This window comes from Aeromonas media (assembly GCF_020423125.1).
In the GTDB taxonomy this organism is placed as follows: domain Bacteria; phylum Pseudomonadota; class Gammaproteobacteria; order Enterobacterales; family Aeromonadaceae; genus Aeromonas; species Aeromonas media.
Genome location: NZ_CP075564.1, coordinates 1,051,568 through 1,066,435, shown reverse-complemented (window position 1 = coordinate 1,066,435; position 14,868 = coordinate 1,051,568). Strand labels below are relative to the sequence as shown.

The 14,868-nt window shown below is 60.9% G+C and carries 12 protein-coding genes; 7 read left to right on the top strand and 5 right to left on the bottom strand.

The window, feature by feature from the left end; genetic code table 11:
- Positions 1 to 235: 235 nt before the first annotated feature.
- From ybeD to KI797_RS05055, 4 genes are all read left to right on the top strand, one after another.
- Positions 236 to 499 (top strand): DUF493 family protein YbeD, encoded by a 264-nt coding sequence (gene ybeD / locus KI797_RS05070; RefSeq protein ID WP_226171809.1) that lies wholly within the window; start codon positions 236 to 238, stop codon positions 497 to 499.
- 82 nt (positions 500 to 581) lie between these two features.
- The gene (gene lipB, locus KI797_RS05065; protein WP_043129089.1) at positions 582 to 1,259 is read left to right on the top strand and encodes a lipoyl(octanoyl) transferase LipB; all 678 of its coding nucleotides are present in this window, start codon (positions 582 to 584) and stop codon (positions 1,257 to 1,259) included.
- Positions 1,260 to 1,344: 85 nt separating this feature from the next.
- Positions 1,345 to 2,310, top strand: coding sequence for a lipoyl synthase (gene lipA, locus KI797_RS05060; RefSeq protein ID WP_042649627.1), 966 nt, complete (start codon positions 1,345 to 1,347; stop codon positions 2,308 to 2,310).
- Between the two features lie 164 nt (positions 2,311 to 2,474).
- Positions 2,475 to 2,993, top strand: a complete 519-nt coding sequence (locus tag KI797_RS05055) for a GNAT family N-acetyltransferase (protein WP_226171807.1) — start codon at positions 2,475 to 2,477, stop codon at positions 2,991 to 2,993.
- A gap of 48 nt (positions 2,994 to 3,041) precedes the next feature.
- Here the strand turns inward: KI797_RS05055 and nqrE are convergent, their stop codons facing one another.
- The 4 genes from nqrE to KI797_RS05035 form a co-directional block, all read right to left on the bottom strand.
- Entirely contained in the window at positions 3,042 to 3,641 is a 600-nt protein-coding gene (nqrE, locus tag KI797_RS05050) for an NADH:ubiquinone reductase (Na(+)-transporting) subunit E (protein WP_043129091.1), read from the bottom strand.
- Positions 3,642 to 3,812: 171 nt separating this feature from the next.
- Positions 3,813 to 4,244: a hypothetical protein gene (locus KI797_RS05045; RefSeq protein WP_226171805.1), complete on the bottom strand. Its 432-nt coding sequence runs from the start codon at positions 4,242 to 4,244 to the stop codon at positions 3,813 to 3,815.
- Positions 4,245 to 4,517: 273 nt separating this feature from the next.
- Positions 4,518 to 6,248, bottom strand: a complete 1,731-nt coding sequence (recJ, locus tag KI797_RS05040) for a single-stranded-DNA-specific exonuclease RecJ (protein WP_182788040.1) — start codon at positions 6,246 to 6,248, stop codon at positions 4,518 to 4,520.
- A gap of 101 nt (positions 6,249 to 6,349) precedes the next feature.
- Positions 6,350 to 7,699 carry a sigma-54 dependent transcriptional regulator gene (locus KI797_RS05035; RefSeq protein WP_081805640.1) on the bottom strand — a complete coding sequence of 450 codons (1,350 nt, stop codon included), beginning with the start codon at positions 7,697 to 7,699 and terminating at the stop codon, positions 6,350 to 6,352.
- Between the two features lie 442 nt (positions 7,700 to 8,141).
- Here KI797_RS05035 and KI797_RS05030 point away from each other — a divergent pair, with 442 nt between their 5' ends.
- From KI797_RS05030 to KI797_RS05020, 3 genes are all read left to right on the top strand, one after another.
- A complete protein-coding gene (locus tag KI797_RS05030; RefSeq protein ID WP_226171803.1) occupies positions 8,142 to 9,836 on the top strand; it encodes a hypothetical protein in 1,695 nt (564 codons plus the stop codon).
- Between the two features lie 358 nt (positions 9,837 to 10,194).
- Positions 10,195 to 10,602: a large-conductance mechanosensitive channel protein MscL gene (gene mscL / locus KI797_RS05025; RefSeq protein ID WP_005329794.1), complete on the top strand. Its 408-nt coding sequence runs from the start codon at positions 10,195 to 10,197 to the stop codon at positions 10,600 to 10,602.
- Between the two features lie 753 nt (positions 10,603 to 11,355).
- Positions 11,356 to 13,707: a COG1361 family protein gene (locus tag KI797_RS05020; RefSeq protein WP_226171800.1), complete on the top strand. Its 2,352-nt coding sequence runs from the start codon at positions 11,356 to 11,358 to the stop codon at positions 13,705 to 13,707.
- Between the two features lie 116 nt (positions 13,708 to 13,823).
- Here KI797_RS05020 and xerD read toward each other — a convergent pair whose 3' ends face one another.
- Complete coding sequence (xerD, locus tag KI797_RS05015; protein WP_171268619.1) at positions 13,824 to 14,735, bottom strand: site-specific tyrosine recombinase XerD; 912 nt, start codon at positions 14,733 to 14,735, stop codon at positions 13,824 to 13,826.
- Positions 14,736 to 14,868 lie beyond the last annotated feature (133 nt).

Genomic DNA, 14,868 nt, shown 5'->3' with positions numbered 1-14,868 from the left:
TTACCGTGCAATTGCAGTGAATAACCCTGCAATCTGCAGGTTCCGCCGACGCTCCATTTGTGGTAAAAAGCAGCATTCCCACGTCTTGTCGACCTGGCGGGCCTTGATCCCGTGCCGGGCAATGCCCATATAACGTGGAACCGTGCCCATGCTTGACGCGACTGGCGGCCCGAGTCCCTCGGCCAAACAAGATGCAAGATGACGTCGTTTGATGACGACACTAAAGGTGAGTGAGATGAATACCAAGTTTGATGAGCTGCTGGAGTTCCCCTGCAAGTTCCCGTTCAAGGTGCTTGGCGTGGCCGATCCCGCCCTGCCGGATCAAGTGGTTGAAGTGCTGCAGCAACACGCCCCAGGCACTTATAGCCCGACCGTTCAGGCCAGCACCAAGGGTAACTATCACTCGGTACGAGTGACGGTCACCGCCCAGAGCAAGGAGCACATCGAAGCCATGTACACCGCACTCGGCAAGATCGAGCTGGTTCGCTACGTCCTGTGAGTCGCCTCTCTCGCCCCGCCATCGGGGCGAGCGATTATTTGCCATTCTGTTTTGCCGACGCAAGCGCCGTCAGTGAGGAAAGATGTCATCACAGATCCCCGCCCAGCCACGGCTGTTAGTCAGACAGTTGGGTCGTCGTCCCTACCAGCCGGTGTGGGACGCCATGAAGGCCTTCACCGACAACCGCACCAGCGACACCCCGGACGAGTTCTGGGTGGTGGAGCACGATCCCGTCTACACCCAGGGCCAGGCCGGCAAGGCCGAGCATCTGCTCGCCCCCGGTGACATTCCGGTGGTGCAGAGCGATCGCGGCGGCCAGGTGACCTATCACGGTCCCGGCCAGCTGGTGCTATACGTGCTGGTGGACGTGCGCCGCAGCAAGCTCTCTGTGCGCGAACTGGTGACCTGCCTGGAAACCGCCATCATCAATACCCTGGCGAAGAGCGGTATTGAGGCCTATGCCAAGGCCGATGCCCCCGGCGTCTACGTGAAGAACGATCTGGGCATGGAGGCCAAACTCGCCTCCCTGGGCCTGCGAATCCGCAAGGGCTGCTCCTTCCACGGGCTGGCGCTGAACGTCAACATGGACATGACCCCCTTCCTGCGCATCAATCCGTGTGGCTATGCGGGCATGGCCATGACCCAGACCAGCGCCCTGGGCGGCCCGCAGAGCGTGGCAGAGGCACAATCCATCCTGGTGATGGAGCTGGCCAGCCTGATTGGCTATGAGACGATCACGAATACCGAAGAGGCAGCATGAACAAGCCCATGCTGCGTGGTCATGAGGGCCCCGACAGGACCCTGGTGGCTATCAATCAGACAATAACAAACACCGAGAGTGAATCATGAGCAAACCCGTTCGTATGGAGCCGGGCGTCAAGCTACGCGATGGCGACAAGATGGCCCTGATCCCGGTGAAATTCATGCCGGATCCCAACGAGGAAGTGCTGCGCAAGCCGGACTGGATGCGGATCAAGCTGCCGCCGTCGAGCCAGAAGATCGAGCACATCAAGAGCACCCTGCGCAAGAACAAGCTGCACTCGGTGTGTGAAGAGGCCTCCTGCCCCAACCTGGCGGAGTGCTTCAACCACGGCACCGCCACCTTCATGATCATGGGTGCCATCTGCACCCGTCGCTGCCCCTTCTGCGACGTGGCCCACGGCCGCCCGCTGGCGCTGGATCCCGAGGAGCCGAAGAAGCTGGCGCTCACCATCAAGGAGATGGGGCTGAAATACGTGGTCATCACCTCGGTGGACCGCGACGATCTGCGTGACGGCGGTGCCCAGCACTTCGCCGACTGCATCAAGCAGATCCGCGAGCACAGCCCCCAGACCCGCATCGAGATCCTGACCCCGGACTTCCGCGGCCGGATGGAGCAGGCGCTGGAGGTGTTCCGCGAGACGCCGCCGGATGTGTTCAACCACAACCTGGAAACCGCCCCGCGCATGTACCGGGTCGCCCGCCCGGGTGCCGACTACAAGTGGTCTTTGGAGCTGCTGCGCCGCATCAAGGAGATGCACCCCCATGTGCCGACCAAGTCCGGTGTCATGATGGGCCTTGGCGAGACCAACGAGGAGATCGTCCAGGTGCTCAAGGACCTGCGCGAGCACGGCGTCAACATGCTGACCCTGGGTCAGTATCTGCAGCCGAGCCGTCACCACCTGCCGGTCAAGCGCTACGTGCCGCCCGCAGAGTTCGACGAGCTGAAGGACGTCGCCATGGATCTCGGCTTCAGCCACGCCGCCTGCGGCCCCTTCGTGCGCTCCTCCTACCATGCGGATCTGCAAGCCAAGGGCGAAGAGGTCAAATGATCTCGCCCGAAAGAGGGGTCAAATAACCTCTCCTGCTAAAAGAAGAGCGCCCAAGGGCGCTCTTCTTGTTGAACATGTCGGACTCGACACGCCCGGCCAACCCCATGGCTAATTCCCGGCGCCGGGGTTAAGGTGGCGACTCCCTTTCCTTGAGTGACACTCAGATGCCAACCCCTATCGTTCGTCTGATCCCCATGGATGAGGCGGCTTTCCCCGCCTATCGCGACTACTTCATCGACGACTACGCCCAGGATCTCGCCAGCAATCACGGGCTGACCCTGGCCGATGCCCGCCATCAAGCCGAGGCTTCCTTGCTGCAACACCTGCCCCAAGGGGCCGCCACACCGGGCCAGAGCCTGCTCTGCATCCTCCCTGTGAGTGACACTGTGAGTGGCAATACGGGGAATGAAGTCGCGCCGACGGCGGCCATCGCCGGCTATCTCTGGCACTGTGTCGACAGCGCCGCCCACACCACCTTTATCTATGACTTCTACACACTCCCGGCCCATCGTGGCCTGGGATATGGCAAGGCCGCCATGGCGGTGCTGGAGGCCGAGTTGAAGTGCCTTGGCGTCAGTCAGATCAAGCTGAGGGTCGCCCATGACAACCCCAGAGCCAGGGCGCTCTACGAAGAGATCGGCTTTCATATCACGGGCTACAACATGGCCAAGATGCTGGGTTGATGGCTCTCGTCATCAACCCTCTTTCCTCATGCCATGGCGAGCCGGCGCTCACAGCGAGATCCCGGAAAACGACATGAAGCCCAGCGACATCAGCCCAGCCACTATGAAGGTGATGCCGATGCCCCTCAATCCCTCTGGCACGTCCGAGTACTTCATCTTCTGGCGCAGGCCGGCGATGGCGACGATGGCCAGCAGCCAGCCGAGCCCGGAGCCAGCCCCATAGACCAGGGATTCGATGAAGTCGTAATCCCGCTGGGCCATGAAGATGACGCCGCCGAAGATGGCGCAGTGCACCGTCAGCAGCGGCAGGTAGATCCCCAGGGCCTGATGGAGCGCCGGGAAATGCTTGTCCAGCACCATCTCCATCACCTGCACCAGAGCCGCCAGCACGCCTATGTAGATGATGAAATCGAGAAAGCTCAGGTCAAACTCCCCGAGGAAGGTGCTGTCAGGGCGCAGGATATGGCGGTAGATCAGGTTGTTGAGGGGAATGGCGATCACCATGACCACCAGCACCGTCATGCCAAGACCAAAGGCGGTGTTGATGTTCTTCGACACCGCGAGGAAGGTACACATGCCGAGAAAGAAGGCCAGGGCCAGGTTTTCCACAAAGATCGACTGAATAAACAAATTGACGTAATAGTCCATGAATCCGGCTCACCACTTGATTGTGCAAAGAGAATGTTCGCCTCTGGCCAGGGCCAGCGGCAGGAACGGGATGACAGTCAACACGGGCGCGATCGCAGACGACAGGGATCGATGGATCAACAAAAAGGGATCAGTGACAGAGAAGGCGTGCGCCCGGCGAGGGGAAGGACACTAGTCGCCGTGGCAGAAGCGAAATTGCAGGTGATGGCAGAGCAGTTGCCGCTGGTGCAGATGACCTAAGCAACCCGGCCACTGTCTGAGATAGATGAGGGGCAGGAAGAACAGCAGGCCGCAGAGCAGGCCGAGGATCTCGTGCTGGAACCAGGCCAGCAGCATCTGGTAGAGATCCGGGCCCCTGGTCCCTTCCAGCCGCCGCCCCTGCTCGAAGCTGAGCCGCCACTGGGAGACGGGAGGCAGGCTGACGCTGTCGGCCAACCCCGGCGCAGGGGGCTCGTGCAGTTGCATCGAGGATGTCGATGTCCCCTGGGGCGACAGCGCGGGCGCACCGAGCCCTGCCGCGGCAGGAGCGGCAAGCCACAGCAGGCAGGCGACGGCGAACGCCATCGGCCAGCGCAATTGTCGGCCAGGGGGTGGCAAGGGCACAGACTCCTTGAAAAAGCCAGGGGTTAGGTGAGGGTTAATATATCACGATTGCTCTTTTTATTGAATTTTGGCATCCGTTAGCTAGCTAAATTCAATACAAATAGACCTGTTTTATCCACAAAATGAGCATTTTACACCTCAATGAAAACAGCTAGGAACGGACTCCCTTCCTCGCCCCCTGAGCCCCATTCAGTGAGGGCATAGCCGCTCTTGCAACAAAAACGGCCACCCCAGGGTGACCGTTGTCATCGACAGGGCGCAGTCGCCGCCAGCTCAGAGACCAGCGGCTTCCAGATGCTCCACCAGCAGTTGGACGCTGCGGTTGCCGCGCCACTCGTTGACGTCGAGCCGGTAGACCAGCCGCACCCGCTTCACCGAGGCGTCCGGCCAGCGCTTGAGATCGACCCCGAAGGCGATGGCATCCACCGCATGGCCCGAATCCGTGGTCAGCATCATCTTGAGGTGCTTCTCCCCCACCAGCCGCTGCTGCACCAGCACAAACTCGCCGTCGAACAGCGGCTCGGGGAAGGCCTGACCCCAGGGGCCGGAGGCGCGAATAAGCTCCGCCAGCTCCAGACTCAGTTCATCCGGCAGCAGCTCGCCATCGGTGAGCAGCACCCCGGTCAGCAGCTCCGGGGTCACCAGCTCGCTGATGACCGTCTCGAAGGCCCGGCCGAAGGCCTCGATATTGGCCTTGGGCAGGGTCAGCCCCGCCGCCATGGCGTGGCCGCCAAACTTGCCCATCAGACCTGGATGGCGGGTGTCGAGCAACTCGAGGGCATCGCGCAGGTGTACCCCGGGAATGGAGCGACCCGAACCCTTGAGCTCGGTGTCGCTGCTCTCGGCAAAGGCAATCACGGGTCTGTAGTACTTCTCCTTCACCTTGGAGGCCACCAGCCCCACTACCCCCTGATGCCACTCGTCTTTGTGCAGCACGATGCCGGAGGGGACTTCACCATCGCGAAAACGGATCTGTTCCAGGGTGGCGAGGGCCTCCTGCTGCATCCCCTGCTCGATCTCCTTGCGCTCCTGGTTGAGGCTGTCCATTTCGGAAGCGAGCTGGCGCGCCAGATTGAGGTCATCGCTCAGCAGACAGGCGACCCCGAGGGACATGTCATCGAGCCGACCCACCGCGTTGAGGCGAGGCCCCAGTGCAAAGCCGAGATCGGCGGCACACAGCCGGCGACCGTCGCGGCCCGATACGTCCACCAGCGCCTGGATGCCGGGACGGCAGCGACCGGCCCGGATCCGCTGCAGCCCCTGATGCACCAGGATGCGGTTGTTGCCATCCAGCGCTACCACGTCGGCGACGGTGCCAAGTGCCACCAGATCCAGATAATCCGCCACATTGGGGGCGCGAATGCCCTGGCGCTCGTACCAGCCGCTCTGGCGCAGATGGGTATTGAGGGCCGCCATCAGATAGAAGGCCACTCCCACCCCGGCCAGGGACTTGGAGGGGAAGTCACAACCATGCTGGTTGGGGTTCACTATCGCATCGGCGTCAGGCAGCTCCTGGCCTGGCAAGTGGTGATCGGTAACCAGTACCCGCATCCCGGCCGCCTTGGCCGCCGCCACCCCGGCAATGCTGGAGATGCCGTTGTCCACCGTGATGAGGAACTCGGCGCCGCGGGCCACCGCCAACTCGACGATCTCGGGGGTGAGGCCATAGCCGAACTCGAAGCGGTTGGGCACCAGAAAATCGATGTGATGACCCCCCATGGCCCGCAGGGCCAACACGCACAGGGCCGAGCTGGTGGCGCCGTCGCAGTCGAAGTCACCGACGATGAGGATGCGCTGCTGCGCCGTCAGGGCATCCGCCAGCAGGGGCACCGCCTGCTCCATGCCGAACAGGCGCTGGGGCGGCAGCAGCTGACTGGCGCTGCGCTCAAGCAGGGCGGGATCCTCCACCCCACGGCTGGCGAAGATTTGGCGAAGCAGGGGGTGCAGGGTATCTGGCAGGTGAGCGTCATCCACTCGGGGACGACGACGGATTTGCAGGGGCATGGTGTCAATCCTGTCTTCTAATACGGTGAGCCGATGGCAGGGCGGTATGATACACGCCTCAGGCGAACAGGGAACAGCGGCAAGTCAGCTCGGGGGAGACGCTAGGAAATCAGGGCCTCGGGAGGAGGAGGAGGTGCAGAACGCTCCAGCACCCGGTAGAGGGTGAGCCTGGAGATCCCGAGATGCCGGGCGGCCTCGGTCACATTGTTGCCACAGAGCACCAAAGCCCGGCGCACGGCCTCGCATTCCGCCTCGGCCCTGACCAGATTTAGAGGTCGAATGGCACCCTCTACCAGCGGCAACGCCAGCCCCAGATCCTGGTGATCGATGCGGCACCCTTCACACAGGACCAGCGCTCGCTCCAACCGGTTCTTGAGCTCCCGCACATTGCCAGGCCAGTGATACTTCATCATCTGGTGCATGGCGCTGGCAGTGAAACCATTCACCTTGGGATTCAAGGTATTACCCAGCTTGTTCAGGAAATACTGGGCAAGCAAGATGATATCCTCCCCCCGTTCACGCAGGGGAGGCAGTGCCAAGTCCAGCACACAGAGACGGTAGAAGAGATCGGAACGAAAATTGCCCTGCGCCATCTCCTGATCCAGCACCCTGTTTGTCGCGGCTATCACCCGGATATCCACCTCGATAGGCTCAACGCCACCGACTCTCACTATGGTGCGTTCCTGCAAGAATCTCAGCAGATTGACCTGCATCGGCAACGGGAGATCCCCTATCTCATCGAGAAACAGGACACCGTGATGGGCCCGCTCCACACAGCCAATGTGACGGCGCCAGGCATCGGTGAAAGCGCCCTTTTCATGGCCAAACAGTTCTGACTGGATCAGGGTGGGTGGAATGGCGCCGCAGTTGACGGCAACGAAGGGGCCATCCGCCCGCTGGGAGTGCCGATGGATCAGCCGGGCAACCAGCTCTTTGCCCGTGCCGCTCTCCCCTTGCAATATCACCGACGAATCAGCCTTCGCCAGTCGCTCGACCCGATTCATCATCTGCCGCATGACGGGGCTGGTACCGATAATTCCCCCCTCCTCCTTGCCACGATCGCAGGGGCGATGAGCCCCCCTCCTCAAGCAGGCGATGCCAAACGCATGCCCCAGCACGGCGAGTAGACGATCATCCTCTACCGGCAGGCTGTGATAGTCGAAACAGTAGTTCAGGAGCAGCTCTTGCACCCTGGGCAGGGCCAGCAGATGAGGGGGAGCGAGTGCGACCCAGATCATGGTGCTGCATGTCTGACGAAACAGGATCTCCACCGCCTCGGCGGCATCTTCGCTCAACAGCACCAGACCGACTCTGGGCGCCTGTTGTGCGTAGTAGCTGAAAGCTTCCTGAGGCGATGAGGCCGAACAAAAACGCCACCCCAGTGAAGATGCATGTGACGGAGGGCGCCACACCTCGCTCGTGTTGACACACAGTAGTGTACGAATCTCCATCAACAACACTCCACAGCTCTGCGGCCAAACAATGTGCAAAGTATTGGATAGATGGCCTACATGTGCCACTTCTGAAACAAGGATAAAAACGAACTCGAACAGGCCCCAAAAAGACAACAAAACAAATTAAAACAATATCTTAACAAGATAATGGCGTTGCTTTGCCAGTCCAGCAAGGCAACTGGTATACCCCCTTTGTTTCGCCTCGGGAACAGTGCCAAAAAGCCCCCCTTCAATGGGAAGCCTGCTCAGACACCGATAATTCATCAATCTCTGTCTCCTTCGGTTAACAACGCCGTCATCCCATCTCATCGAAATAAATATTTTTTCATTCATTTTCAATGCTTTACCCATATGGAACGAAGTCTGCATTCATGCAGCGCCTCCGGCTGTGCAAGTAGAACCGGACGACATGGACAACAACAAGCAGAAGGAATGCAACATGGATACCCGAGCAATACCTCTCTGGCCACGCTGTTGGCAGCACGGTCTCACGGCCCTGACCTTGCTGCTGGCGCTCTGTGCGCCGGTACTGGCCGCCACGGCGGAGTCACCGTTCGAGCTGGATGCCAACCCGCAGGACAACATCGACACAGGTGCAGTCATGAGTGATGACTGGGATACCCCACCCGACACCGGAGGGGCCACCAAGTTCACCGGCATCATCCAGGACACCGCCCCAAGGAGCATCTTTGGCGGGGGGGATAAAGACATACTGGATATCGATAAATGGAGCTGGAGCGATGGTTCGGTGCCTGACAAGGATGACCTGACCCACGCCTATGCCGCCGCATACAACGAAAATAACGACCTGTTGCTCTACTTCGGCGCCGACAGGATCTCCAATGTAGGCGACGCCTTCATGGGGTTCTGGTTCTTCAAACAGAAGGTCACCGCCCTGCCCAACGGCAAGTTCAGCGGCAAGCACACCGCGGGGGATACCCTGGTGCTCATGAACTTCCCGCAGGCAAACAACGCGGTTCCCTACCTGGCCGTGGTGACCTGGGATCCGACCTGCAGCAAGGCGGCCAACAACAACCCGCAGCCGGGACAATGTGCCGCCTCCAATCTGCGACTCAAGCTGCAAGGTTCGGGTGCCAACGACGTCGTCTGTGCCAGCCAGGGCGGTGCCAACCTCGCCTGTGCCCTGACCAACACGGGTAACGTCCCCGTGCCCGCCAGCACCCTGGCGAACGGTGTCGGCGGCCTGTGGAGCGATTACACCCCCAAGAGCGGTACTCAGGGTACCTTCCCCTTCGAGAGCTTCTTCGAGGGTGGGATCAACCTTAGCCAGATCGTCGGCGGCAGTGACGGCTGCTTCAGCAGCTTCATGGCCGAGACCCGCTCCTCCAGCTCCTTCACGGCCGCATTGAAGGACTTCGTGCTGGACAACTTCGAACTGTGCAAGGTCGAGATCACCAAGGTCTGTACCGGCGGTGACCTCAACGAGACCGAGACCGGCTTCACCTTCAGCTTCGAAGGCGTCGTCACCAACGGAGGCTTTGGCACCATCTATGACGTCGTCGTCACCGACGATAACGGCACCCCGGCAGACACCAGCGATGACTTCATCGTCGCGAGCTTCGATTCCATACCCAAAGGGGGAATGGAAGATTACAGCGGCAGCTTTGGCGCCGCCGGTAACGGGCCGACCAACGGTGTCAGTGTCAAGGCCGCCTCCAGCGATGGCGGGCTGCAGACGATCACCGCATCCGCCACGGCAGCCTGCCCCACGGTCCAACGAGAACCCGGGATCAGCGTCACCAAGACCTGTAGCACCAAGGTCATCGATGAGGGTAGCCAGCTGGTGATCAGGGTCGACTACAGCGGCCAGGTCTGCAATACCACAGGGGTGGGCCTCATACCGCCGCTGAACCTGAGCGGCGTGACCGTCACCGACGACCCCAGCGGCAATGTGCACAACATCGGCACGCTTAACGCGGCGGACTGCAAGGACTATTTTGGATCCTACACGCCAAGTAGTGCAGGGTCGGAAAACCCGGGCTCCATCTCCTTCAGCGACACGGTCACGGCCACAGGGACTGCACCCCTGGGCTTTGGCACCGCGACCGACATGGCAACGGCTACCTGCCCGCTCTGTCCGACTTGCCCAGATTGCCCCACTCCAGGGCAGTAACAGGGTTTGATCAGGGTTAAACCACAAGGGCCATGGTGCAGACCATGGCCCTTTTCATGGCGCCGACTTTCATGACGCCGACAAGGCATCGCAATCTTCCTGAGCCCAGAATGACCCCACCATCTCTCCACAGCATGCACAGCTGCTCTCCGATCGCATTGCCCTGCTTAGTTATCGATGAGTTAATAACACCGAATGTAAAAATTTCTCATTCATACAGGTTGCCAATCGGGCTTGAGCCCCGCAAGCTAATCAGGACGACGGGATAGATCATGGTCATCCCTCTGTTTTACTGATGTTTTATTATCCAGATTCGACGTGGGGCCCGACCTCACGCCGTCCATTTTTAGGGGGAAAAATGAGTCTGATTCAAGAGTTCAAGGCCTTTGCCGCCCGCGGCAATGTCATCGACATGGCGGTCGGTATCATCATAGGTGCCGCCTTCGGCAAGATAGTCTCCTCCTTCGTGGGCGACGTCATCATGCCGCCCATCGGCCTGATCCTGGGGGGGGTGGATTTCAGCGATCTCGCCGTCACCCTGAAGGCTGCCGAAGGCGACATCCCGGCCGTGGTCATCGCCTACGGCAAGTTCATCCAGACCATCATCGACTTCCTGATCATCTCCTTCGCCATCTTCATGGGGCTCAAAGCCATCAACACCCTCAAGAAGAAGCAGGAAGAGGCCGCCACCCCGGCCGGCCCCACCAAGGATCAGGAGCTGTTGACCGAGATCCGCGACCTGCTCAAGTCCCAGCAGGGCAAATAAGCGCACGGGTCCCCTGGACGTCGCCAGCGCGCATGCCAGCAAGAAACCAGTAGCAAGAGGGAGGCCTGTGCCTCCCTCGCTTTTTAGCCAGAGAGCACTCCCCTGGCTCCCCCTCCACATTCATCCTGACTTTGTACCGCTCTTCTCCCACCTCGGCACCGCACATGCAACACGCCAGCCCCTCGACAGGAGCCGATGCAGGGCAGTCAAGGGGATGGGGTTGTCTCAGCCTTGATACAGAGGCCGGGAACCCGACGTCCGGGCTCCCGGCTGCCATGTCCAAAGGGCGCCATCCTGCTTGCAGTCACCCGAGCCGCCTTGGCGACTCGCCCACGCCTCTCATGACATCCCGCAATCGCAACGGCTGACGGAACCGCATTCGGTACACCTCTGTTCCATCGCTGTAACAGAGGGAATAATTAAAAAATCTTTATTTATCATGCATCTATCATCTCACCCCCGCTGACGACCCCATGTCATCGTTACAACTTGATGGACATACGCTCGTGAACGATGCTGAAAAAACTCATTAATCTCTTTCTATTCAAACACTTATGTATTTGGTGCGTTCCTTGCTGCAGGGGTGCTGTCTATCGATGCCCACCCCACAGAGCTGTGCCAGATCCCCAGTCTCGTTTGCAGGAGATCGGCCCTCTGCGTGGTCACGTCCGGGCCTGGGACATCACTCGGTTCAGGCAGTCGCAGCCGAGTGACATGGAACCAAGAACCACAAGACAGGAAGAGGGAAATGCTATGAAACCAAGTCAGCGCAATCGCCTGCTCAAATCCCTGACGGTCCCTTTCGGGATCGTCATGCTGGGGGGGCTCAGCCTCACCCCGGCCTGGGCTGGCATCTTTCCGGGCCTGCAACAAGAGGCCTGTATGGCAGACGCCTATATTGCCAAGGGTGGCTCACTCGCGGGCGGCAGCCTCAACTGCACGGCCAAGGACATCGAGGTCTCCAAAGTAGTGCCGGTTAATCCGAACCAGGAGTGCACCAACGGCCAGGTGTTCACCTTCAATGCAGACGTGACCATCAAGACCAACGCCAGCGAGCGTTATGACACCACCTTCTACCTGCCGAGAACGTCCCAGAGCCCGCAGGTGGTACAAGGAGGGGCAAGGAACTGCAGCCTGGTACTGCCCAAGGCGAGCGACGCCGGGGAGAATGGCCAGGTCGCCTATGTGAATCTGGAGCCGAAACTGAAAGCCACGGACTTCCTGGATACTTGCGGCGACATCACCAAGGCCAACGGTACCGACCAGTACACGCTCCTCAACCAGCCCATCACCATGCTCTGTCAGCCCAGCCCCACGGACCCCAACAAGGCCCTGTTCACCTATTGCGCGGCCTGGGACATCCAGAAGAGCCTGAGTTGCAGCGAGAGCACAGTGCCTCCAGGCGCCGTGCCCGCCACCAAGTCCAAGTGCAACTGCGATAGCTTCGCCATCAACGTGTTCATCAGGCCTGAGCCACCCACCATCACCAAGACGGTCGAGCCGACCAGCCTGCCCGAGCCGGGTGGCGTGTTTACCTACAACCTGAGCTTTACCAACTCGAGTGCCGCCTCTCTGTATATCGCCAGCCTGAAGGATGAGATCGACGTGGGTGGAGATGGCTCCTACGACAAGAGCGTGGACCTTTGGGGCGCCACCGAAAGCGTCGGAACGGCAGACGGCATCTATCTGCTCAGCAGCACCTGTGCGAAACCCGCTGCAGGCTCGACGACGAAGGAGGTATTGCCCAGCGCCACCTACAGCTGCGAATTCACCTTGCATATCAAGGATCGCGATCTGCCCAACGATCAGAGTCCCGAGAAGTACGTCGACAACATAGTGGCCCTGTTCAAGGACAAGAACGGCGGCACGGTCGGCGACGGCAGCACCTGCCCGACCGGCTTCCAGTCTGCAGGCAACAACTGCAGCGCGGCCAAGATGGTCGAGATCACCAATCTCCCGCCGGCCATCGCGGTTGAGAAGACCCCCTCCGTTGACGAGGTGCTGGAGCCGGGGGCCAATGTGACCTACACCGTCAGGGTCACCAATACCGCGGGCGATCACGATGATCCGCTCACCCTGACCAGCCTGGTGGACGACAAGTTCGGCGATCTGGACGGGCAGGGCACCTGCGATCTGGGCAGCGGCGTGGCCCTGTTCAAGGGCTCACCTTTCGAATGCAGCTTCACCGAGTTTGTCGGTGGCAACGCTGGCGATGTACACACCAACAAGGTGACCGCCAAGGCCCTGGACAACGAGGGGGATGAGGCAACGGGAGATGACAGTGCCACCGTCAACATCAATGACGTGGCATCGACCATCACGCTGCAAAAGGATGCCGTGCCCATCAGTGTGCTCGAGACGGGTGACTCCGACGAGAAACGCTCGGTGGCCTATACCTTCACCTTCTCCGTCGATGCCGGCGGCGTGGACAAGGTCACCTTCAATGACCTGGATGATGACGTGTTCGGCAATCTGACCAGCCAGTGCCAGGTAAGCAAGAAGAACGGCGTCACACTCGTGCCCGCCGTGGCACTGTCCGGCTTCATGCTGAACCCGGGTGAGTCGGCCAGTTGCACCCTCTCCAAGGATCTGCAGGGCAATGCTGGTGAGAGTCACACCAACACGGCGACCATCAGTGGCAAGGATGAGGACGATCAGACCGTGACCGACAGCGATGACGCCACCGTGATGTTCACCGATGAAAAACCCGACATCAGCAAGCTCTTTGCCCTCAAGGCCGCCGGCTTTGTCCGCATCAGCAACAACGGAGTAGACACCCTGACCGTCACCGCCCTGACCTTCAAGGGGATCGATGTGGCGGATGGGAACGGGATTCCGGGCAGCTTCACCCTCTACGATGAGCCCGGGGTGAGTACCCATGAGGGCGGCTTCGGGCCCTTCGCCTTCTGCGCCACGGGCGGGACCATACTGCCAGGCGGCCACTATGATTGCGCCTTCGTGCTGGAGCTCGAACCCGGCCTCGCCGAGCTCGGCAACATCGACCTGCAGGCGAGCAACCCTGAGCCTCTGGTGGTTACCCTGAAGGACGACGAGCTCAACGAGGTCAAGGCAGAAGTGGAGGTCACCATCCAAACGCTGGAATGATGATGCTGTGAAACAGGCCAGGAAACTGGGCTATTCAGGGGGCGACGGTTGAACCATCGCCCCCTTTCTTTGCCCGGGCGCGGGGGATACGGGGTCAAAGAGACCACCTCACGGACTCAGGCCCGGGGATGGTGCTCGCCGTGCAACGCCTTGAGCCGCTCGTTGGCCACGTGGGTGTAGATCTGGGTGGTGGAGAGATCCGCGTGCCCCAGCAGCATCTGCACCACCCGCAGATCGGCGCCGTGGTTGAGCAGATGGGTGGCGAAGGCATGGCGCAGGGTGTGGGGGGATAGCTCCCCCCTGATCCCCGCCCGCTGGGCATAGAGCTTGATGCGATGCCAGAAGGTCTGGCGGGTCATCATCCTGGCCTGCTTGGAGGGGAAGACCACGTCCGAGCTGGTGCCCCCCAGCAGCAGGGTGCGCGCCTCCCGGTAGTAGCGCTCCAGCCAGTGGACCGCCTCCTCCCCCATGGGCACCAGCCGCTCCTTGTTGCCCTTGCCCACCACCCGCACCAACCCCTGGCGCAGGCTGACATGCTCGGCGGTGAGCCCCACCAGTTCGGAAACCCGCAGTCCGGTGGCATAGAGCAATTCAAGCATCGCCTTGTCCCGCAGCTCCAGCGGATCGTCCACCAGCGGCGCCGTGAGCAACGCATCCACCTCGGCCTCGCTGAGATCCGAGGGTAGCTTCTTGGGCAGCTTGGGCCCCTCCAGCAGCACGGTCGGGTCGTCGCTGCGCAATTTTTCCCGATTGAGATACTGATAGAAGCGGCGCAGGGCCGACAGAAAGCGGGCCGTGCTGCTCGCCGCAAACTGCTTGTCCACCCGCCAGGCGAGATAGTGCTGGATGTCGTCCATCCCCGCCAGCAGCAGGGAGCCGCCCTGGCCGTCGAGCCAGAGGGCAAACTTTTCCAGATCCGTGCGATAAGAGCTGACCGTATTGTCGGACAGCCCCCGCTCCAGCCAGAGGGCATCGAGGAAGGGCTCGATCAGGGGATGGTTGTGCACGGCAGGGGCAGGCTTGGTCATGGGGTGTCGGTCTTGGGCAAACGGTGGCCCATTGTAGCCTGCCAGGCCGGCGCATACACCAGGGGCAGGCACACCAGGCGGTGAAGCGCGAGGGGCAATCTGCTAGACTGGCGCCCTCACTCGGGCGGTCCGA

Coding starts and splice junctions, on each gene's coding strand:
- ybeD (WP_226171809.1), top strand. CDS start 236: ATGAATACCAAGTTTGATGAGCTGCTGGAGTTCCCCTGCAAGTTCCCG.
- lipB (WP_043129089.1), top strand. CDS start 582: ATGTCATCACAGATCCCCGCCCAGCCACGGCTGTTAGTCAGACAGTTG.
- lipA (WP_042649627.1), top strand. CDS start 1,345: ATGAGCAAACCCGTTCGTATGGAGCCGGGCGTCAAGCTACGCGATGGC.
- KI797_RS05055 (WP_226171807.1), top strand. CDS start 2,475: ATGCCAACCCCTATCGTTCGTCTGATCCCCATGGATGAGGCGGCTTTC.
- nqrE (WP_043129091.1), bottom strand. CDS start 3,641: ATGGACTATTACGTCAATTTGTTTATTCAGTCGATCTTTGTGGAAAAC.
- recJ (WP_182788040.1), bottom strand. CDS start 6,248: ATGCCCCTGCAAATCCGTCGTCGTCCCCGAGTGGATGACGCTCACCTG.
- KI797_RS05035 (WP_081805640.1), bottom strand. CDS start 7,699: ATGGAGATTCGTACACTACTGTGTGTCAACACGAGCGAGGTGTGGCGC.
- KI797_RS05030 (WP_226171803.1), top strand. CDS start 8,142: ATGGATACCCGAGCAATACCTCTCTGGCCACGCTGTTGGCAGCACGGT.
- mscL (WP_005329794.1), top strand. CDS start 10,195: ATGAGTCTGATTCAAGAGTTCAAGGCCTTTGCCGCCCGCGGCAATGTC.
- KI797_RS05020 (WP_226171800.1), top strand. CDS start 11,356: ATGAAACCAAGTCAGCGCAATCGCCTGCTCAAATCCCTGACGGTCCCT.
- xerD (WP_171268619.1), bottom strand. CDS start 14,735: ATGACCAAGCCTGCCCCTGCCGTGCACAACCATCCCCTGATCGAGCCC.